This is a genomic window from Pusillimonas minor (genome assembly GCF_014237865.1).
GTDB lineage: Bacteria > Pseudomonadota > Gammaproteobacteria > Burkholderiales > Burkholderiaceae_B > Neopusillimonas > Neopusillimonas minor.
Genome location: NZ_JACJUU010000002.1, coordinates 183,019 through 203,573, shown reverse-complemented (window position 1 = coordinate 203,573; position 20,555 = coordinate 183,019). Strand labels below are relative to the sequence as shown.

19 protein-coding genes are annotated in these 20,555 nt (G+C 57.6%); 12 read left to right on the top strand and 7 right to left on the bottom strand.

Annotated features, from left to right (window positions below; all coding sequences use genetic code 11):
• Nucleotides 1-77: 77 nt before the first annotated feature.
• A complete protein-coding gene (locus GTU67_RS03635; protein WP_185778813.1) occupies nucleotides 78-737 on the top strand; it encodes an isochorismatase family protein in 660 nt (219 codons plus the stop codon).
• Here GTU67_RS03635 and GTU67_RS03630 read toward each other — a convergent pair.
• The 3 genes from GTU67_RS03630 to GTU67_RS03620 all read right to left on the bottom strand — a co-directional run bounded on the left by GTU67_RS03630 (nucleotide 712) and on the right by GTU67_RS03620 (nucleotide 4,420).
• Nucleotides 712-1,815: an NAD(P)-dependent alcohol dehydrogenase gene (locus GTU67_RS03630; protein ID WP_185778812.1), complete on the bottom strand. Its 1,104-nt coding sequence runs from the start codon at nucleotides 1,813-1,815 to the stop codon at nucleotides 712-714. The genes GTU67_RS03635 and GTU67_RS03630 overlap by 26 nt on opposite strands.
• Nucleotides 1,816-1,861: 46 nt before the next feature.
• Nucleotides 1,862-2,899 (bottom strand): aromatic ring-hydroxylating oxygenase subunit alpha, encoded by a 1,038-nt coding sequence (locus GTU67_RS03625; protein ID WP_185778811.1) that lies wholly within the window; start codon nucleotides 2,897-2,899, stop codon nucleotides 1,862-1,864.
• 75 nt (nucleotides 2,900-2,974) lie between these two features.
• Nucleotides 2,975-4,420: an aldehyde dehydrogenase family protein gene (locus GTU67_RS03620; protein WP_185778810.1), complete on the bottom strand. Its 1,446-nt coding sequence runs from the start codon at nucleotides 4,418-4,420 to the stop codon at nucleotides 2,975-2,977.
• Between the two features lie 95 nt (nucleotides 4,421-4,515).
• Here GTU67_RS03620 and GTU67_RS03615 point away from each other — a divergent pair, with 95 nt between their 5' ends.
• From GTU67_RS03615 to GTU67_RS03605, 3 genes are read left to right on the top strand one after another with little or no spacing between them, the layout of a single operon-like run.
• A complete protein-coding gene (locus tag GTU67_RS03615) occupies nucleotides 4,516-5,433 on the top strand; it encodes a LysR family transcriptional regulator (protein ID WP_185778809.1) in 918 nt (305 codons plus the stop codon).
• A gap of 23 nt (nucleotides 5,434-5,456) precedes the next feature.
• Nucleotides 5,457-6,974, top strand: coding sequence for an amidase (locus GTU67_RS03610; protein ID WP_185778808.1), 1,518 nt, complete (start codon nucleotides 5,457-5,459; stop codon nucleotides 6,972-6,974).
• A 41-nt stretch (nucleotides 6,975-7,015) separates the two neighbouring features.
• Nucleotides 7,016-8,068, top strand: coding sequence for an XdhC family protein (locus GTU67_RS03605; RefSeq protein WP_185778807.1), 1,053 nt, complete (start codon nucleotides 7,016-7,018; stop codon nucleotides 8,066-8,068).
• Nucleotides 8,069-8,144: 76 nt separating this feature from the next.
• Here the strand turns inward: GTU67_RS03605 and GTU67_RS03600 are convergent, their stop codons facing one another.
• Complete coding sequence (locus GTU67_RS03600; protein WP_185778806.1) at nucleotides 8,145-8,768, bottom strand: 2OG-Fe(II) oxygenase; 624 nt, start codon at nucleotides 8,766-8,768, stop codon at nucleotides 8,145-8,147.
• Nucleotides 8,769-8,922: 154 nt separating this feature from the next.
• Between GTU67_RS03600 and GTU67_RS03595 the strand changes: the two genes are divergently transcribed.
• The 5 genes from GTU67_RS03595 (at nucleotide 8,923) to dctP (ending at nucleotide 13,631) form a co-directional block, all read left to right on the top strand.
• Nucleotides 8,923-9,915 carry a ketopantoate reductase family protein gene (locus GTU67_RS03595; protein WP_185778805.1) on the top strand — a complete coding sequence of 331 codons (993 nt, stop codon included), beginning with the start codon at nucleotides 8,923-8,925 and terminating at the stop codon, nucleotides 9,913-9,915.
• A 24-nt stretch (nucleotides 9,916-9,939) separates the two neighbouring features.
• The gene (locus GTU67_RS03590; RefSeq protein WP_185778804.1) at nucleotides 9,940-10,698 is read left to right on the top strand and encodes a class II aldolase/adducin family protein; all 759 of its coding nucleotides are present in this window, start codon (nucleotides 9,940-9,942) and stop codon (nucleotides 10,696-10,698) included.
• A 100-nt stretch (nucleotides 10,699-10,798) separates the two neighbouring features.
• Nucleotides 10,799-11,329, top strand: coding sequence for a TRAP transporter small permease (locus GTU67_RS03585; protein ID WP_185778803.1), 531 nt, complete (start codon nucleotides 10,799-10,801; stop codon nucleotides 11,327-11,329).
• A complete protein-coding gene (locus GTU67_RS03580; RefSeq protein ID WP_249417543.1) occupies nucleotides 11,326-12,645 on the top strand; it encodes a TRAP transporter large permease in 1,320 nt (439 codons plus the stop codon). The genes GTU67_RS03585 and GTU67_RS03580 overlap by 4 nt, the downstream gene beginning before the upstream one ends.
• 17 nt (nucleotides 12,646-12,662) lie before the next feature.
• Nucleotides 12,663-13,631 (top strand): TRAP transporter substrate-binding protein DctP, encoded by a 969-nt coding sequence (dctP, locus tag GTU67_RS03575; protein ID WP_185778802.1) that lies wholly within the window; start codon nucleotides 12,663-12,665, stop codon nucleotides 13,629-13,631.
• A 322-nt stretch (nucleotides 13,632-13,953) separates the two neighbouring features.
• On the opposite strand, the gene GTU67_RS03570 is transcribed toward dctP, so the two are convergent.
• The 3 genes from GTU67_RS03570 to GTU67_RS03560 are packed head-to-tail and all read right to left on the bottom strand — an operon-like array spanning nucleotide 13,954 to nucleotide 17,422.
• Nucleotides 13,954-15,252 (bottom strand): putative Na+/H+ antiporter, encoded by a 1,299-nt coding sequence (locus GTU67_RS03570; RefSeq protein WP_185778801.1) that lies wholly within the window; start codon nucleotides 15,250-15,252, stop codon nucleotides 13,954-13,956.
• An 11-nt stretch (nucleotides 15,253-15,263) separates the two neighbouring features.
• Nucleotides 15,264-16,190 carry a 4-hydroxybenzoate octaprenyltransferase gene (gene ubiA / locus GTU67_RS03565; RefSeq protein WP_430458993.1) on the bottom strand — a complete coding sequence of 309 codons (927 nt, stop codon included), beginning with the start codon at nucleotides 16,188-16,190 and terminating at the stop codon, nucleotides 15,264-15,266.
• Nucleotides 16,187-17,422 carry an aminotransferase-like domain-containing protein gene (locus GTU67_RS03560; RefSeq protein ID WP_185778800.1) on the bottom strand — a complete coding sequence of 412 codons (1,236 nt, stop codon included), beginning with the start codon at nucleotides 17,420-17,422 and terminating at the stop codon, nucleotides 16,187-16,189. The genes ubiA and GTU67_RS03560 overlap by 4 nt, the downstream gene beginning before the upstream one ends.
• A 251-nt stretch (nucleotides 17,423-17,673) precedes the next feature.
• Between GTU67_RS03560 and GTU67_RS03555 the strand changes: the two genes are divergently transcribed.
• Genes GTU67_RS03555 through aspS form a run of 3 tightly spaced genes read left to right on the top strand, consistent with a single transcriptional unit; the run spans nucleotide 17,674 to nucleotide 20,541 of the window.
• Entirely contained in the window at nucleotides 17,674-17,979 is a 306-nt protein-coding gene (locus GTU67_RS03555) for an FmdB family zinc ribbon protein (RefSeq protein WP_185778799.1), read from the top strand.
• A 6-nt stretch (nucleotides 17,980-17,985) separates the two neighbouring features.
• Nucleotides 17,986-18,690: a DUF502 domain-containing protein gene (locus GTU67_RS03550; protein ID WP_185778798.1), complete on the top strand. Its 705-nt coding sequence runs from the start codon at nucleotides 17,986-17,988 to the stop codon at nucleotides 18,688-18,690.
• Between the two features lie 54 nt (nucleotides 18,691-18,744).
• Nucleotides 18,745-20,541: an aspartate--tRNA ligase gene (gene aspS, locus GTU67_RS03545; protein WP_185778797.1), complete on the top strand. Its 1,797-nt coding sequence runs from the start codon at nucleotides 18,745-18,747 to the stop codon at nucleotides 20,539-20,541.
• Nucleotides 20,542-20,555: the final 14 nt, after the last annotated feature.

The window sequence follows — 20,555 nt, the reverse complement described above, 5'->3', positions numbered from 1 at the left end:
ACGGTAGAACCTGTTCGCGTATCAATTTATGTGCACTAGAAGAGTACGCTTCTGCAAACAAACGAAAAGGGGGGGCTATGGGTGGGTTGACTGATGACGAGGCTTTTTTCGCCGCGAGAGGTTTTGGTGTAAAGATCGGGTTTGGTAAACGGCCGGCGGTGCTGGTTATTGATCTGACGAAAGGGTTTACCGATGCTCAAAGACCTTTAGGCGCTGATCTTTCCAGTCAAATAACAGTGGCAAACGAAATTATCACTTCTGCCAAAAACAAGGAGGTGCCAGTAATTTTTACTGCCGTTAGATACGACAACCCCAACTTGATTGATGCCGGCATATGGGCGATGAAACAAAAAGGCGTTGCTAGTTTATTGGCCAGTGGGGATGGGCACGAGTTAGATGAGCGTTTAAGTGCCAATGAGCAGGACATAAGGCTATATAAGAAGTATGCCTCTTGTTTCTGGGGCACTGACTTACTGTCGATGCTCATCAACCTGAACGTTGACACTGTGATTATGGTTGGAACTTCGACAAGTGGTTGCGTCAGAGCTACTGCAGTGGACGCCTGCCAGGCGGGGTTCCGTCCAATGGTGGTGGAGGAGGGGGTTGGAGACCGCTCGGAAGCCTCGCATCGTCAGAGTTTGTTCGACTTAAATGCGAAGTATGCCGATGTGGTCTCGCTAAGAGAAACGCTAGACTACTTAAGCGGCCTGCCTACCCCATCCGTACCACGGGTTTGATGGTGACGCCTTTGTCCATATCTTCCATGGCCTGGTTAATGTTGGCCAGGTCATAGAACTTAAGCAGCCGGTCGAACGGGAAGCGGCCTTGGCGGTAGAGTTCGATCATTTGCGGGATGAAGATGTCGGGGACGCTGTCGCCCTGGTGTATGCCCCGTACGGTGCGGCCGCCCAATACCATTTGCAAAATATTGACCTGGGCGTCGGCGCCTTTGGCAGTGTTGATCAGGCCGCAAACGCCGCGCGGCGCCAGGTGGTTGACGGCGTTTTTAATTAACGGCAGGCTGCCGGTGGTATCTACCACGTAGTTCAGCCCCTCGGGCGCCAAGCCGCGAATGACATCAAAGGTTTCTTGTTTTGCACCGTTGATGGTGTGCGTGGCGCCCAATTCCATCGCCAAGTCAAGACGCGAGTCTTGGGTGTCGACGGCAATAATGGTGGCGGCGCCGCACAGGCGTGCGGCCATGACGGCGGCCAGCCCGACCGACCCGGTACCCAAAATGGCAATGCGGCTGCCGGCCGACACTTTTAATGAATTGATCACCGCACCGGCACCGGTCTGGATGCCGCAGCCCAGCGGGCCCAGTAGCTCCAGGCTTACGGATTTGTCGACGGGGACCACGGTACGCTCGGTGCACAGGCTGTAGGTGCCAAACGAAGACTGGCCGAAGAAATGGCTGTGAACAGGCTCGTTGCCTGCCTTCAAGGCAGTAGAGCCGTCGATGCGCTTGCCCGAAAATGCATGTCGCCCCAAATGCTGGCAGTAGACTGAGTCGCCCTTGCGGCAGCTTTGGCAAGTACCGCATGAGTCAAACGAAATGACAACGTGGTCGCCCGGCTTGACCTTTTGTACCGATCGACCCACGCGCTCGACAATGCCCGCACCTTCGTGGCCCAGTACGATGGGCTTGGGTACGAAAACGTCGGAATTACGCATGTTGACGTCGGTGTGGCAGATGCCCGTTGCAACGACGCGAACCAGGACTTCGTTATCACGGGGGTCTTCAAGCGTGAGGGTTTCGATGGAAAATGGTTCGCCGGACTTGCGGCTGACTGCTGCGGTGATTTCTGTCGTCATGGTTTGTGTGAATTAATGCTGGGCAGCCGGAAACGGCTGCCGTTTGTTAGTTGACGCTGGCTTCAACGGGCTGGGCTTGCACCGCATCGGCCTCGGCCAGGCGCTGGACGATACGGCGTGCCGAAATGGCGCCGCTGTCGGCCCGGATACTGATGTCTGGGTTGGCGCGCGTGTCGGTTTCGATAAGTTGCTGTTGGGCTTCCAGAACCTCAACGTCTTCCAGAAACGTTTTCAGAATCTGATCGTTGATCATCTGGGTGAGATTGTCGTCATCTAGCGCAAAACAGCGGGTGATCGTCCAGAAGTACAGACTGCTGCGCTCGTCGATAGGGGTAATCGAATTGATCGAAAACCAGCGCATGCCTTGTTCAAGGTCATCGATACCGGCGGGGTAGCCGCGGGCGTCAATTGAAACGTTGGCCGGCATCTGAAAGCGGATGACCTGCCAGCGGTCGATGTTGCCGGTGAAGCCGCGCACTTTCTTGAACAGAGGCGGTGGCGGGGTGTTGCGCATGATGCGCTGCACATGCACTTCGTTGCCTTCGACGCGGTATTCCATAGGGGTTTCGACAATAGCCGAGTTGCCAATGGTTTTGCCGTGCACATAGGTTTCGTGGGTCAGGTCGAGCAGGTTGTCTGTGAGTAACTGGTAGTTGGCATCGACTTTCAGGCAACCGCCCGTGGCCAGCCAGCCGGGCATGTCGTTGTATTGGAACTCAGGCAGCAGTGATTCGTCGGCCTTGTCGGGGTCGCCCATCCATACCCAAATCCATTTCCATTTTTCAATGACCGGGTAACGGCGCACCTGCATGGCTGGCGGGATTTTGTCCTGACCAGGAATGTGCGTGCATTTGCCGGAGCAATCGAACGTGATGCCGTGGTAGCCGCACTGAACGGCATCGCCCACCAAGTTGCCTTTGGACAGAGATGCACGACGGTGCGCACAGCGGTCTTCAAGGACGGCGACTTCACCGGCCTCGGTGCGGAACATAACCAGGGGTTCGCCGGTGATCCAGCGCTGGGTCAGGTGACGCCCAATTTCATTGCCCCATGCTGCAACATACCAGGCATTCTTGATAAACATTGTTGTCTCCTGCGGTGTTTCATACCCGGCGCGCGCAGTCTGGGGCTGCTTTGGCACCGGTGTTATGTGTGTTGCTTATTTGGTTTCAAGGTAGAAGTGCTTGGTCTTCATGAAGTCGTACATGCCTTCCCAACCGTGCAGTTTGCCGTAGCCACTGTCGCCATAGCCGCCGGTTTCGACTTCGGCAAACAGTCGGTTGTGGCTATTGCACCAGACGTTGCCAAAGTTCAGGCGTGACGCCATGCGGCGCGCCAGCAGGGCGTTTTCCGTCCAGACGCTGGACGCCAGACTGTAGCGAGTAGCATTGGCCCGTGAAACAGCTTCGTCTTCTGACGTAAAGCGTTCGAGCACGAGAATGGGGCCGAAGAGTTCATCTTGAATAAACGGCGAGTTCAGATCGTCGACTTCGATCAGGCTGGGTCGGATGAATGCCCCTTTAGCCAGATCGCCGCCCGGAATCTCGCCTTTCAGGACGACTCTTGCTTCGCGCTCGGCCTTGGCGACCAGGTCGGCAATGCGATCGCGGTTGCGAATGTCGATCAGGCAGCCCATTTGTGCTTCGGGATCAGTACCAGGGCCGACTTTAAGGTTCTTCAGGGCGTGGGTCAGGCGGGCGCGGAATTCGTCGTAGATGCTGTCGTGGACCAGAACACGCGCAATGGCGGTACATTGCTGGCCGGCCATGACCATGCCGCCGGCTACAATGCCCGCGACGGTTTTGTCCATGTTGCAGTCGGGGAAAACAATGGCAGGTGCTTTGCCGCCCAGTTCGAGGGACAGGCGCTTGAGCGTGCCGGCGGTGGCTGCGGCAATCAGCTTGCCCACATGTGACGACCCGGTGAAACTGATAACGTCGACATCGACGGTATCGCACAGATAGCGCGATACGTCGGTGCCCGACTCAATGACCGAATTGATAATGCCTTTGGGCACACGTTCGTCGTTGACGACGCATTCGAGGGCCAGATTGTTGGCAATGCAGGTTTGGAACGCGGGCTTGATGACGACTGAGCAGCCTGCCGCCAGGGCGGGTGCCAGTGAGCGGATCAGCAACGTGATGGGCGCGTTCCAGGGCAAAATAATGGCAGCGACACCTGCGGCTTCGCGGTCTAGCGTAGAAAAACAGCCGGGCTCAATTTCAAGGATACGACCAAATTGGTTGCGTGCCAGACCGGCGTAGTACTTCAGTTCAGAAACGCCAGCCATGATTTCACCGATGGCTTCACGGCGTAATTTGCCGTTAACTTTAACGATCCAGTCGGCAATTTCGTCTTTGCGGGCTTCGAGGTTGGTTGCAAAGGTCAGTAAGACCTCGGCCCGAACCCGGGGGCTTTGCTTCCAGTTGGTGTCGTTGAATGCGCGTCGAGCGGCAGCAACGGCGGCCTGCGCTTCGGCAGTGGTTCCGTCGCAGAAGTCCATCACATGTTCAGACGTGGCGGGATTAAGAATGGGACCGGTCGTGGCGGTGCCTGAAACAGCGGTGACCCATTGGCCGTCGATGTAATGGTGTGCAAGTGTCATGATGAGTTTGTCTCCGGGCTAATACTAAGGTTATTAGAAAGGACTCGGGGGTATCATGGAAATTTGAATATAAAATGAATTAATAATAATAGTTTATGAATATCAGTTTTAGGCAAATCAAGGCGTTTTTGCATGTGGCGCGCCTGGGTAATTTCACACGTGCTGCCGAACAAATGCACGTTACCCAAGCCGGGCTCAGCATCATGATGCGCGAGCTCGAGTCGCAGCTTAATTGCCGTTTGTTCGACCGCACCACCCGTAACGTTACGTTAACCACCGCCGGGCAAGAGTTCCTGCCAGTAGCGTCGCGCATGGTGCAAGAGCTCGAATCGTCGGCCCAGTACCTGGGCGAGCTGACCGACCGGGCAAATCAAACCTTGAACGTGGGTGTAACGCCGTTGGTGGCCTCTAATGTTTTGCCGGCGGCATGCCGCATGTTTCGCCTGATGCACCCCGAGGTCAACATCCGCTTGGTCGATGCCATACCGGCGCAAGTGCAGCACATGGTCGAAGGCGGCGAACTTGATTTTGGTCTGGGGGCGTTTTTCAAGCCAACTTCAGGTGTCGAGCTGGTGTCACTGTTCGAGTATCAACTCATGTGGGTGGCGCCGGTCGACTTCGACGCGCCCGAGGGCGGCCCGTCGCCCGATGCCGAGGTTATTCCATGGTCCAGCCTGATCGACGTACCGCTGATGGGGCTGCCGCCCGAAAATCGTATCCAGCAAGTGGTCGAGAAACACCTGGCGGCCATAGGCCGCGCCAATGAAGAACGCCTGACCCTGAACAACTTTGAAACCGTGATTGCGATGGTGTCGGCGGGGCTGGGGACGGCCATTGTGCCGTCGTATGCCAATGCGGCCTGCAAGCGTTATGGTGTGCGCACGGCCATTATCAACGAGCCGGCGGCGTCGCTAAGTTTTTATCGTATTACCAAGCGGGGGCGCGCCGATGCCGTACTGATGCCCGACTTTATTGATGCGTTTGTGTCGGCGGTGCCGGCGCATACCCTTTAGGCAATGGTTGCAAAGGGCTTGTTATGAATTCATCCGTGTCAGACGCCCGGGTACAGGCGTTGCGCAGTTATGCCGTCCCGACGCCTGCAGACCCGGTCGGGATGCCAAACCGGGCCTTGCCTGCGATTGCGCCGGGCTCTTTCGGGGGCATGTCGGTTGCACACGCACCGCTGGCCCGGTTGGCTCGGGGCGTGGCTTCGGGCGAGGTTAACCCCGTCGACCGCGTGCAGCACTTTCTTCAGGTCATTGCTGCCAAGGCAGAACTGAACGCGTTTATTTATGTCGACGCCGAGGGGGCGCTTCAAAAGGCACGGCAATTGCAACGCCAAATTGCCGACGGCTATGACCCGGGCCCCCTGGCAGGCGTTGTGTTCGCCGTCAAAGACTGCATTCCGGTGGCCGGTCTGCCGTATCAGGCGGGGTCGTTGTCCATTACCCGACAAGTTGCCCGGCAAAGTGCGCCGGCGGTGGCCCGGCTGGAAGCGGCAGGCGCCATTGTGATTGGCATGGCCAATATGCACGAGCTGTCGTATGGCGGTTTGTCGAACAATATGCATTTTGGCGCAGTAGGGCATCCGCTTGATCCTTCTTGTGTGCCGGGCGGCTCAAGTGGTGGCTCGGCCGTCGCGGTGGCGGCAGGTATGGCCGATTTTGCCTTGGGTACTGATGCGGCCGGTTCGGTGCGCATGCCGGCGGCGTTGTGCGGGCTGGTCGGGTTCAAGGCCAGTTACGACGTCATCCCGCGCGATGCAGTTATTCCGCTGACATTTACGCTGGATCACGTAGGCCCGTTAACCAAGACGGTGGCAGACGCTGCGCTGGTCTCTGCCGTGATGGCCCAGGAAACGCCTGAGGTGCTTAGTGCCGGTGCGGCGCAGGCGGCGCCGGTGGTGGATGATGCTGACGCCAGGCCGATGTCCCTGGACGATATTACGGCCTATTGCCCGCAAAACTTCTTTAACGATTTGCTGCAGCCTGGGGTGCATGCCGCGTATAACGCAGCGCTAAATACCTTGCAGAATGCAGGTTTGCAACTGCAGCGCGGCACTATCCCGGCACTTGATCAGGCGCCTGCCATCCAGCATGTCACGCTTGCCGCCGAGGCGGCGCAGGTACACGACGGCCTTGCATTGCGTCGCCCCGAACATATTGCGCCAGACATCAGGTCGCGACTGGAGGCCGGGCGGGCCATTGCTGCGGTCGATTACATCAAGGCCCAGCGTTTGCGCACAGCCCTTACCCACGACGTATCGGCGGTGTTGATTGGGCCATCGTCTGTCATGGTGACCCCGACGGTATTAACGGTGGCGAGTCCTGTTGACGCGGTCATTCAACAAGACGATCGCAGTATTCCGGTTCGCACGGTGCTGACGCGCTTGACCTCGCCGTTCAACCTGACGGGGATGCCGGCGATCTCCATACCTTGCGGCGTAGATGCCGCCGGGTTCCCGGTTGGCTTGCATATTGGCGGCAAATTGGGTGATGATGCTTTGGTTCTGGCGACGGCCGCCGCGTTTGAGGCTGCGCTGGCTGTTAAATAAACAAGGTGCGGCTGCGTTGGCCGCCTTTTGGTAGTCGAATTATGGAAAATCTTGATCTGGTTGTATTGCGCGCCCTGAAAGACTGGCGTCTGGCGGGTAAACGCGGGCTACTGGCAACCGTGGTGCGCACCTGGGGTTCGTCGCCTCGGCCAATTGGCTCGACCATGGCGCTTTGCGAAGACGGCTCGGTGGTCGGGTCGGTGTCGGGTGGCTGCATTGAAGATGACCTGATCTACCGGTTTACCAAAGCCTATGCCGGTGCGCCGCAAAACGAAGACATGCCGCATGGGGCGCCCCGGTTTTTAAAGTACGGCATCAAGGCCGACGAGGCCCACCGGTTTGGTTTGCCTTGCGGCGGTACCCTGGAGCTGTTGCTGGAGTTCGACCCGGATGCCCAGGCGCTGGCAACACTTATAGCGTCGCTTGAACAGGGCAAGCTCATGCAGCGCAGCGTTAACCTGGCCGATGGCGTGGTCACGCTGCGCGAAGCCGCGCAACCCGAAGCGCTGGCCGTTTCCGATACCGAACTGGTCAATACCTTTGGGCCCGAATACCGCATGCTGCTGATCGGGACGGGGCAGTTGGCCGAGTATCTGGCCACTATGGCGCTGTTCAACGGGTTTGCGGTGACTGTCTGCGATCCGCGTGAAGAGTATCGCGGCAGTTGGTCGGTGCCGGGGGTCAAGGTAGTGTCTGATATGCCCGACGACGTGGTTCTGGCGTTCAAGGCCGACCGCCGTTCGTGCATTATTGCGCTCACGCACGACCCTAAACTAGATGACCTGGCGCTGCTCGAGGCCCTCGAAACCGAGGCCTTTTATATCGGCGCCATCGGCTCGCGCAGCAACAACGAGGCCCGCCATCAGCGCATGATCGAACATTTGGGCCAAACCCGCGAAACGCTGCAGCGTTTGCGTGGGCCTATTGGTATTTTTATTGGCAGCAAAACACCGCCCGAAATTGCTGTCAGCATCATGGCCGAAGTGCTGGCTGTTAAAAACGGTGTGACCTTGCCGCGCGACATGGAAGTGGCTTATGCCAAGAACAATGCCGGCGTCGCTTCGTCGGGTGCCGATGTCATGTGTTCGATCTAAGCCAAAATTTGCCTAATGTTTGGCATGCAACGGGTAAAGGTCGCATCAGGTCTGGCTGACGGCACCCCAGGCGTTGCTAGCCGGCTATCGGTTGGTCGTCCCTGAACCAGCCGGTCAGGCTCCAGCGTGTTTTACGGGTGGGAAGTACTTCGTGCCAGATTTGGTCGCTTCTGAACATGACAAACCGGCCTGGCGTGGGTAATAGCCGTGTCACACGTTCAAGGCCGGCGTTGCCTTCTTCGTACAGGCAAAGCTCGCCGCCGTCGTCTGTGCCCCAGTCGTCGTTAAGATACAGTACGACCGAAATTTTGCGGTGGGGGCAGTTGCGGTGTTGATCAAGGTGTTTTTTGTAGCCGTAGCCACTGCCATAGCGCGCAAAGTGCAGTTCTTCGCTGCGCAGGCCCAAAAAATAAGTCTGGTTAAGGGTTTGGCGCAGATCGGCCAGAAAAAGAAAGAAGGGGTGTGTGACGTAGGGGGGGAGATGAGGGTCGACCCAGCAAATGCTGTCGCCGCGAATGTCGGTGTTTTTTTGCCGGCTTGCGTGTTGCCCGATGAGCGCATCGTGGAACTGGCCGGCTTCGAAAAGTGTTTGACTGACCTCTTTTAATGAGTGCCGCCATTCGACGGGGATGACCGCGTCGGACATGGCCCAGCCCGAGGTCTCGAGGCTGGTAAAAAGCTGATCTGGAAGTGCGATCAAGATGAACGCCTAAAGCTGAAATTTTAAGCGATTTCCCCTAGTTTGCTCAAAATGCTTTAAGGGTAAAATTTTCTTGTTTCAAGCGCCTGCGCTGCGGGCCGGCCGGGCGCAGGTGCCCGGTATGTTCTGCAGCGGGCAGACATAGGCTAGGCAGATGACAGAATCGACTTCTTTAAAAGTGTGTGTAGTGGGTGCGGGCGCAATCGGCTGCACCCTTGCGGCAAGGTTGCAGGCTGCCGGGCAGCCGGTAAACGTGCTGGCTCGCGGGGCGACGCTGGCGGCGTTGCAAACCGGTGGTATCTGCTTGCACGACCTTGACGGCGAGCACCGCGTTAACGTGAATGCCAGCGACGACTGTGCCGATTTTGGCGTGCAAGATATTGTCTTTGTATGCACCAAGGCGCAAGCCTTGCCCGCCTTGTTGCCCACCCTGGCGCCCTTATTGGGTGACGACACTGTGGTGGTGCCCATGGTTAACGGCGTCCCGTGGTGGTACTTTTTTGCCGAAGGCGGCCGCTTCGACGGGCAGCCGGTGCATGCCGTCGACCCAAGCGGTGCCTTGGCCCGCGCTGTGCCGTTGGCCCAGGTTATTGGTTGCGTGGTATTTATTACGGCGCAAGCCCTGTCCCCGGGGGTGGTCAGGTCTGTTAACCCGCACCTGGTGGTCTTTGGCGAACCCTCCGGCGAACTGACCCCACGCCTGGAACGCTTGCGCGCCATGGTTGAGCGGGCCGGCATAGAAGCGCGCGGCGTCGATCGCATTCGCGACACGCTCTGGACGAAAATTCTGGCTAACCTGACCTCCAATCCGCTCTCGGTCGTTATTGGCGGCACGCTCGACCAATTGTATTCCGAGCCCGATATCAAGCAGATTGTGGTCAAAATGCTGAACGAAGGCCTGGCGGTGGCGGCAGCCTATGGGGCGCGCATCAACTTTGACCCGCACACCTTTTTAGAACTGGCGGCCGGTATGGGCCCGGTCAAGACGTCGATGCTGCAAGACTACGAAAAAGGCCTGCCGCTTGAATTGGCCGCCATTGGCGATGCCGTTATCGAGCTGGCAGACCGTATGAATATCCCCATGCCGGTCAGTCGCGACATTCTGGCGCTGGCGCGGTTTCGGGGCGCCCATGCCTCTAAACAATAACCTTCACCCCCAGGAGATCTGACCATGTCACCCGTTACCCGCCCCGAAAACTGCCCTGAAGCCGAATGGGCTTTGCGTGAACAGCTGGCGTATTGCTATCGGCTGGTTGATTTTTCTGGCTGGACCGAGACAATTTTTAACCATATTTCGGCGCGGTTGCCGGGGCCGACGCACCATTACCTGGTTAACCCCTTTGGGCTGAACTATAGCGAGGTCACGCCGGCCAACCTGCTTAAGGTCGACCTCGATGGCCATAAGCTTGAGGTCTCCGAATACGATGCAAACCCAGCGGGTTTTGCTTTGCACAGCGCTGTGCATGGTGCGCGCGACGATATCCATTGCCTGATTCACACCCATACGACGCCGATCTCGGCCGTGGCACAAAAGCAGAACGGTTTTGATCACAACAATTTTTACGGGGCGCAGTTGTATGGGCGGGTGGGCTATCACGCCTTCGAGGGCATTACGTTGTTTGCCGACGAAAAGGCCCGCATGCTGGACAGTTTGGGTAACAAACACATTCTGGTGCTGCGTAATCATGGCGTGGCCGTGGGCGAAAGCTCCATCGAAAAAGCATTTTTTCTGCTCTGGACGGTGCAGCGCGCTGCCGAAATTCAGTGTCAGGCGGCGGCGATGGGGGGCGAGGATGTAGCGTTGTCAGACGAAATTGCACAGAAATGCGCAGACTTGACGGCCATGCTTATTCGTGAAGACGATTTCGCCGTTAAGTTCTTCAAGGCCATGGTGCGCAAAATGCATGCCGAAAAAGGGGCCTCCTGGTAGGCGATGTGTAGGGCGACTCTTCGAGTGTTACATGCAGATGGTTTAGGCTGTCATTGTTTAAGGTTAAAATTCTGCGCTCAACGCTTACAGGACGAGTCGTATGCAACAATCTTTCGAGACACAGTCCGGGCCGGTCGGCGGCTCCGGGCTGTCGCGGGCCTATAGGGGCCTGTTAAATGGTACGGGCGCTTTTGCCGCCTTGCTTTTCTTTGCCATGGCGCTGCTGGTGTGCGCCGACGTTCTGCTTCGAAATCTGGGTGTCACATCAATTCAGTGGGCTGTCGAAGTCACTGAATACATGATGATGATTGCCGCGTTTTGTGCGGCACCCTGGCTGGTTTATACCAACGACCACATTCGTGTCGACGTCATTGTGCGTAATTTCACCGGGGCAGCTGCGTTTTTGGTAGGCCTGGTGTCTTACGGCGTGTGCCTGTTTATTTCGGCGGTTTTGGCCTGGTACAGCTACACCAGCCTGCTCGACGCCGCGCAGCAGGGCGGTATCGTGTTCAAGGTGCTGATGTTCCCCGAGTGGTGGCTTGGGCTGCCCATGCTGTTTTGCTTTGTGCTGCTGACCATCGAATTTACACGTCAGTTTGCAGGTCTGTTTTTCAAAGATAAGGTGGCATGATGGATTGGCAGTCGGCAATTATGTTGTTGTTGGGTACGCTCTTCGTGCTGATGCTCGTTGGCGTGCCAGTTGCTTTTGCGTTTCTGGGGGTCAACCTGCTGGGCGCATGGGTGTTCATGGGGGGCGAGGCCGGTGTCAGTCAACTGGTTCGCAATTCCATTCAGTCTGTCAGCAGTTTTTCGTTAACGCCCATCCCGCTGTTCATTCTTATGGGCGAGGTCCTGTTTCATACCGGGCTGGCGTTCAAGGCCATTAACGCCATCGAACGCCTTATCGCCCGGGTGCCTGGGCGGTTGTCTGTTGTGTCGGTGGTTGGCGGTACGGTGTTTGCCACCTTGTCGGGTTCAACCATTGCCAATACGGCCATGATGGGGGGCACCTTGTTGCCCGAAATGATGCGACGGGGCTACCACCCTAACCTGGCTATGGGCCCGATTATGGCGGTAGGCGGCATTGCCATGCTCATTCCGCCTTCGGCGCTGGCCGTGATGCTGGGCAGTCTGGCCGGCATTTCCATTTCCAAACTGCTTATTGGCGGCATTATTCCGGGCATTCTGTTGTCTGTCATGTTCGTCGGCTATGTTGTTTTGCGCTGCAAAATGAACCCCGAACTGGCGCCCGCCGACGATCCCAGCGAGCGCGTCTCGGGCTGGGAAAAGTGGAAGCCTTTCATGCGCGACGTGGTGCCGCTGTTGGGTATTTTCGTTGCTGTGGTGGGCAGCATGCTGGTGGGTTGGGCCTCGCCTACCGAGTCTGCCGCTATTGGCGCGGTCGCGGCTACTATTGCCACGATGTGCTATGGCACTTTCACCGTCAGCAGCTTTTACAAGTCGCTCATCGAAACTGCTCGTATTTCTGTGGTGATTCTGTTTGTGCTGATTGCGTCGACTACGTTCTCGCAGTTGCTCAGCTTTTCGGGGGCTACCACGGGTTTGCTTAACCTGATTACCGAGTACAACCTGTCGCCCATGTGGCTGATTATCGGTATGCTGCTGATTCTGCTGGCCTTGGGATGTGTGATTGACCAGGTCAGCATGATGATGATTACGCTGCCGTTCTTCATGCCTCTGGCCAACGCGGCCGGTATCGACCCCATCTGGCTGGGCGTCATGTTCTTGCTGGCCATGGAAATGGGCCTGCTGACGCCGCCATTCGGTTTGCTGTGCATGGTCATGCAAAGCGTGGCCCCGCCACAAATTCGTCTGACGCAAATTTATGCGTCGGTCATGCCATACCTTCTCATTGAGCTGCTGGTGCTGGGCTTGATCTTGTTAATCCCGTGGCTGGCTGTGGGGCTGCCACAACTCATGATGTAACCAAAGGAGATCTGTACATGAAGTTTCAATTGAAAAAAATCGCGCTGGGCGCGGTGCTTGGCTTGGCCGCGGTGTCGGCACAAGGTGCAGAAGTCACACTGAAAGCTGTTAGCGTATTCAACAAAGATGCGTTCTTCTTCCGTCAGTTCAACGAATTCATGAACTCGGTGAACGCCGAAGGCAAAGGTCTGGTCCAGATCCAGTTTGTGGGTGGCCCCGAGTCCATGCCTCCGTTCGAAGTCGGTAGTGCCCTGCGTTCGGGTGTGGTCGATATCGCCAACACAACGGCCGTGTTCCACGCCAACCTGGTGCCCGAAGGCCTGGCCCTGACCGTAACCAATACTCCCATGGCCGAGCTGCGTAAAAACGGCGGCTACGAACTGATGGACAAGATCCATCGCGAAAAGGCCAACATGGTGTGGTTGGGTCGTACTACCGATGGCCTGAAATACCACGTATACAGCAACAAAAAGCCCGATGGCAATTCGTTTGCCGGCATGAAGCTGCGCAGTGTGCCTGTGTACCGTGCGTTCTTCCAGTCGCTTGGCGCAGCGCCTTTGCAAGTACCCCCCGGCGAAGTATTTACAGCGCTTGAGCGTGGTGTGGTCGACGGCTACGGCTGGCCTAGCGTAGGTATTTTTGACCTGGGTTGGCAAGAAAAAACCAAGTACCGCGTTGAACCTGGTTTCTACAACGTAGAAGTCAGCCTGTTCATGAACCAGGACACCTGGGAAAAGAAGCTGAACAACGAACAGCGCGAGTTCTTGAAAGCGCAAATGGCCAAAGTTGAGGCCAATTACGCCAAAGACCATGAGCTGGCTGTTGCCGAGAAGAAGCGTCAGGAAGAGTTCGGTATTGAAATGGTGTCGGTCAGCAACGGCGATGCTTTCGTCAAGCAAGCCAACACCGAAGCCTGGAAAGCGATTGACCAGGCCAGCCCCAAGTACGCCGCAGAACTGCGTGCCAAGTTTGGTGGCAACCAGTAATCACAGCTTGATATAAACGGGTACGGAGCACACGATGACAACCGGTGAACTGATCGTTCTTGCTTTGTTCGGCATTGGCCTGGTGTGCTCCATTACCCTGTTTGTCTGGCTGGTTCGCATGCTGCGACGCGACCGTAAAAAGTAAGTGCAATGCGCCTGTGGGCCAGACGGCCACAGGCGCAGCGTTGCCAAAAAAATTCGGCTAGTTAAGCGGTTTTTAAGGCGGTACGTTGAAGACGCAATAAATAAAAAGGCCTGAAGCCGCTGTTATAGCGGCTTCAGGCCTTTTTGGTATTGGTTGCAGGGCCTGACCAGGTGGTCGTTAGCTGAATGCCTGGTGCGGCAGCAAGAAGAAGAATGCCGCAATAAGCGTGGGCACCAGGGCCGAGAGCAGCAATTTCAGGGGTGAAATGGCGCCATCGGGAAAGGTGTTTTTCAGGATGGCAAAGCCAGCCGGGTTAGGCGCGTTGGCAATGACGGTTAAGCCGCCGCCGGTTACTGCGCCGGCAACCAGCATATAACGCCAGATATCGCTGGTGCCTTCGACCAGAGAGCCCAGATAAGTGAGCGCGGCGTTATCGGTCAGTGCCGTCAGGAAGGTAGCGCCCCAAAACAGCACGGTGGGCGGAAGGCTGCCCAGCAAGTCTTGCAGCCACCATTTTTGCAGGCCGCCCAAGATGACCAGACCGGCCAGAAAGAAGCCCACCATCAGGCCTTCTTTAATGAGCAGACGGTTCTGGAACTTGGGGTAGGCTTCGGCGTAGCCGATAAACATCATGAGCAGGCCCAGGAACATGGCCGGGTGGTGCGCGGTAAGCACAATGGCCACCAGGAAGGCCAGGTGGATGGCCATGACGAAGGGCGGTGCCGGTGGGCGTTTTTCGGCGGTTTCGTCGGCATTGTTAACCCCCGAGCCCGTACCGATTTCTTTCGTGACCAGATACTTGCGCACAATAAGGGTAAGCAGGGCTGCATTGATGAACACCGCTGCCGCAGCGCGCCAGCCAAAGTGCGTCAGCATGTAGTAGGAGTCCCAGCCGAAGGTTTGGGCGACCATGAGCACGGGGGGGGCAGCATAGGCTGTAAGCACGCCACCAATCGAAATATTGACGAACAGCACGCCCAGCGTCAGGTACTTGAAGCCGGCCTGTTCAGAACGCCGGAAGTAGGCGTCGCGCAACAACAGGGCGGCCAGCGTCATGGCGGCGGGTTCGGTAATAAACGAACCGGCCAGCGGCACCAGCGACATGGTGATAAAGAACATTGACACTTCGGTGCGTATGGGCACTGCACGCGCCAGGCCGCGCACCAGCATCCCGACCAGGTCAAGAATAGGTTTGCTGGCAGCGACCACCATAATGGCAAACACAAAAGCGGGCTCGGTGAAGTTGCGCGAGTCGATATAGCTGATGGCCTCGGGCGCTCCGGCCGAAATCACCATAAAGACGATCAGGACGAACGCCCAGACACCGAAAACGGCCTCGACTTCGGCCAGCATGTGCCACAACCCGGCGTGCGGGCCATGTTTGTTGGCCAACCGCGCGAAAACCGGGACAGAGAACGTGTGGATAATGGCAACGGCAAAAAGAAACGTTGCCAGCGCTTCAAGGAAAGATGGCATGGGTTTGACCTTTAGTTGATTAGGGTGCCGCCCAACGAGGCGACAATCAGTAATACACCCACCGTCATGTTCGACCGGAACAGCATGAAGTTGCGGTCGGGACGGCTAAGACTGAACACCCACATTTGCCAGGCAAGGTGAGCGGTAATGACAGCCAGGACCAAAAAATAGGCCCAAGACAAATGAAGGGCAATACCGGTATACAGCCAAAGCAGCACTGTTGCCACGTAAAACCCGCTGATCCATAGTTTACCGTGCTCGCCAAAGCGCATGGCGGTTGACTTGACCCCTAGTTTAAGGTCGTCGCGTACATCGACGTAGGCGTAGATGGAGTCGTAACCGACCTGCCACAGTACGGCGCCCACCCACATGGCAATGGCGGCCAGCGGCACGATGTTTTGGGTGTCGGACCAGGCCATGAGCATGCCCCAGTTAAACCCGATACCCAGCACAATTTGCGGCCAGTACGTAAAGCGCTTGCACAGCGGATACACGATAACAATAGGGACCAGCAGCACGGCCAGCCAGCGGCTGTATTCGTTAACGGCGAACAGCAAGAGGCCGCACACCACAAACTGCCCGAACAAGAACCACAGGGCATTCTTTAATGAAAGTTGCCCGCTGGTCAGTGGCCGAAAGCGCGTGCGCTCGACTTTGCTGTCGATATCGCGGTCGAAGATGTCGTTGATGGTGCAGCCCACACCGCGCATGAGCAGGGCGCCCAGCGAAAATATAAAAAGACGAAACAGAGTGGGCCAGCCTTCGGCGGCCTGAACCAGTGCCGCCAGGCAGGGCAGAAGCGTTAACCAGGTGCCCACAGGCCGATCGAGCCGGCACAGCCGGGCATAAGGGCCCCAGGCGGCCGGCAGGTAGCGCGCCACCCAGTCGTCGTGGCGCATATCGGACAGGTCGGGCTTTTGCTGCCGGGCCCCGCTCACGCTGCTTTGCTGATGGCCGTTTCGGCGATCAGGCGGCCGAGAATTTCGATGCCCTCGCGGATGCGCTCTTCGGAGACGGTGACGAAACTGAGGCGCATGGTGTTGCGTTTGGGCTCGGCGCCGGCATAGAACGGTTCACCCGGCACAAAGGCTACGTTTTGCTTGATGGCGCGTTCGAGCAGCTCGTAGGCATTGATGTGCTCGGGTAGCGTGACCCAAATAAACATGCCGCCTTCGGGGCGCGTCCAGTGGGCGTCTGCCGGAAAGAACTGCTGCATGGCTTCGAGCATGTAGCCGCACTGTTCTTTGTAAATATCGCGCACGGCCGGCAAATGGAAATTAAGGAAGCCGTCTTGAATGGCTTCGTAGACCGCCATTTGTGTGAGCGTGGCCGTGTGAAGGTCGGTGGCTTGCTTGATTTGAACCAGCTTCGAAATGATGGCTTCGGGGGCAACGATGTAGCCCAGACGCAGGCCAGGGGCCAGAACTTTTGAAAAGCTGCCCAGCCGGATGACGGTGGCGCCGACTTCGCGGCCCAGCCCCAACAGGCCCGGCAGTGCTTCGCCCGCATAGCGAAGATCGCCGTAGGGGTCGTCTTCGATGATGGGGACATTGGCCTGGGCGCAGCGCTTGACCAACGCTTTGCGGCGTTCGAGGTTAAGCGTGAGGCCCGTAGGGTTCTGGAAATTAGGCAAGGCGTAGATAAAACGCGCGCCGGCAACGCGCTCGTCGGTCAGGCCTTCGGGGACCAGGCCGTGTTCGTCGGTGGGGACGGCGACGTAGTCGGGCTCGAATAACGAAAAGGACTGCAAGGCACCCAGGTAGCTGGGGGCTTCGACCAATACCTTGCTGCCCGGGTCGATGAACAGTTTGCCCAGCAGGTCGAGCGCCTGTTGCGAGCCCGAAACAATAAGTACCTGGTTGATATTGACGTCGGTGGCGCCGACGCGTTTCAGGTCTTGCGTGACCCATTCGCGCAGGGGTGCGTAGCCTTCGGTGGGGCCGTACTGCAGCGCGGTGCGGCCATTGCGGCTAAGCACGCGTTCGAAGGCCGCGCTAATGGTGTCGACGGGAAACCCCTTGGCTGCCGGTAACCCGCCGGCGAACGAAATGATTTCGGGGCGCTCGGTCACTTTCAAGATTTCGCGAATCGTTGAACTGGTGATTTTTTGCGCACGCTGCGAAAACGTATAGGGTTGCGTGTTGGGGCTATGGGCGTTCGAGCTCGTCATCCCGCATGATTCCTAAAAAAGAGGGCACTTAGCCCTTAAGAATACTTCAACTTTGGCCGAAATGCTTGTAACCTGCCCCAGTGCCCCCATCTATGGCGTGACAGCTTTGTCGGCCAAGCCGGCCAGTCTGGGTAAATACCCGTAAAAAAAGCTAAAATCGCGTGTTTTGGGCCGCTTTGTTGTAAGGCAGCCATGCGCTGGCGAAGCCGCTTTTTTGCGGGCGTTCAAGTATTTCTTCTGGGGTAAGTATTGTGCCTATTTACGCTTACAAATGCAGTGCCTGCGGCCATGCCGAAGACGTTCTGCAAAAAATTTCCGACCCGCTATTAACGCAGTGCCCCCAATGCGGGCAATCTACCTATGCCAAGCAGGTGACTGCGGCAGGTTTCCAGCTTAAAGGTTCGGGTTGGTACGTTACCGATTTTCGCGGCGGGGCCAGTGCGTCGGGCGCTTCGGGTGCTACAGCATCTGGCAGCGCCGACACCGGGTCTTCCACCACGGCGGCAAGTGCTCCCGCCGCCACACCTGCGGCGGCGCCTGCGCCGTCGGCAACCTAGGGCCGCATGCGTACATTCAAACGCTACTTCATCACCGGGCTGCTGGTCTGGATCCCGCTGGTCATCACGCTGTGGGTGTTGTCCTTGGTGTTCACCACCCTCGAAGGCGTGGTGCCCGGTTTTCTTACCTCGCAATCGTTGTTCGGTATCCAGATCCCCGGTTTTCAGCTGTTGCTGGTCTTGCTGGTGGTGTTTTTTACCGGTCTGGCCGTGGCCAATTTCATTGGCCGCGCGTTGGTCGACCGTTGGGAGCGCCTGCTGGGCAAAATTCCGCTGGTGCGTTCCATTTATAATTCGGTCAAGCAGGTTTCCGACACGGTATTGTCGCCCAGTGGTCAGGCGTTTCGCGAAGCCGTACTGGTGCAGTACCCGCGTCAGGGAGCCTGGACAATCGCCTTCTTGACCGGTGTTCCGGGTGGCGAGGTGGCCGACCGTCTGGGGGGCGATTACGTCAGCGTGTATGTGCCCACCACACCCAACCCCACATCGGGCTTCTTTTTAATGATGCCGCGGGCCGATGTTCAGGTACTCGACATGAGCGTTGACGCGGCACTCAAGTACATTGTTTCTATGGGGGTAGTGGCGCCCGGCGCCCTGAAACCCGAACTGGAAAGCGCAGTCATTAACGCCGTGCAGGCTGCTGCGGCGGTGGGTGCGGCAGCCGCCGCCCCCGAACAGAACAACCCTGGCAAGCCGGGCTCTGATACTTAACAGACGCGGTTCGCCAACGTCAAAATCTTGAATATATAAACGGAGTATTCTTTCATGCGTACGTGCTATACCGGCGAGGTGGGTCGTGCCCAACTGGGCCAAACCGTCACATTGTTTGGCTGGGTGCATCGTCGCCGCGACCACGGCGGCGTCATTTTTATCGACCTTCGCGACCGCGCCGGCCTGGCTCAGGTGGTGGTAGACCCCGATAACGTTGCCGCCTTCGAAACTGCCGAGCGTATCCGTAATGAATTTTGCGTACGTATTACCGGGCTGGTGCGCGAGCGCCCCGAAGGTACCACCAATGCCGAATTGGCCTCGGGCGAGGTCGAGGTCTTGTGCCGTGAAATCGAGATCCTGAATGCGTCGGTCACGCCGCCGTTTCAGCTCGACGACGACAACCTGTCTGAAACCACCCGCCTTACTCACCGCGTGCTCGATCTTCGTCGCCCGCAAATGCAGCGCAACCTTATGCTGCGTTATCGCGTCTCCATCGAGGTACGTAAATACCTCGACGACCTGGGTTTCATCGACATCGAAACCCCCATGCTGACCAAAAGCACCCCCGAAGGCGCACGCGACTACCTCGTGCCATCGCGCGTCAATGCGGGCGAATTCTTCGCCTTGCCTCAGTCGCCCCAGCTCTTCAAGCAGATGCTGATGGTCGCTGGTTTCGACCGCTACTATCAAATCACCAAGTGCTTCCGCGACGAAGACCTGCGTGCCGATCGCCAGCCCGAATTCACGCAAATCGATTGCGAAACCTCCTTCCTTAACGAAGAGCAGATTCGTGAAATTTTTGAAGGCATGCTGCGTCATGTGTTCAAGTCGGTCCAGAACGTCGACCTGCCGTCGCAGTTCCCCACCATGACATGGGCCGAAGCCATGCGCCGTTATGGCTCCGACAAGCCCGATCTGCGCGTCAAGCTCGAGTTCGTCGATGTCTCCGACCTGATGTCTGATGTCGACTTCAAGGTGTTTTCGGCCCCTGCCAACGACCCGGCCAGCCGCGTCGTCGCATTGCGTGTACCCGGCGGCGCCAGCATGCCCCGAAGCGAAATCGATGCCTACACCAAGTTCGTTGGCATCTATGGCGCCAAAGGGTTGGCGTATATCAAGGTCAACGATGCGGCCAGCATCCCCGACGGCCTGCAGTCGCCCATCGTCAAGAATATCCACAACCAGGCGCTCACCCAGCTTATCGAGCGTACCGGTGCACAAAGCGGCGACCTGATTTTCTTCGGCGCCGACAAGACCAAAGTCGTCAACGACGCCATGGGCGCGCTGCGTGTCAAAATCGGCCACAGCGATTTCGGCAAGCAGAATGGCCTGTTCGAAGCCGGCTGGCAGCCATTGTGGGTTGTCGACTTCCCCATGTTCGAGTACGACCCGCAAGAAGGCCGTTACTTTGCCGCGCATCACCCGTTCACCAGCCCCAAAGACGGTCACGAAGAGCTGCTTGAAACCGATCCGGCAAGTGCATTGGCCAAGGCGTACGACATTGTCCTGAACGGCTGGGAAATCGGCGGTGGTTCGGTTCGTATCCATCGTGCCGACGTTCAAAGCAAAGTGTTCCGCGCCCTGAACATCGGGGCCGAAGAGGCCGCCGAAAAATTCGGTTTCCTGCTCGACGCCCTGCAATACGGTGCACCACCCCATGGCGGTGTGGCGTTTGGCCTCGACCGTCTTGTCACCATGATGACGGGCGCCGAGTCCATCCGCGATGTCATCGCCTTCCCCAAAACACAGCGGGCCCAGTGTCTGCTCACGCATGCGCCGTCGCCGGTCGACGAAAAGCAATTGCGCGAACTGCACATCCGTCTGCGCAAGGCCGAGGCACCGTCGTCTTAAACGACGTCGGGCCC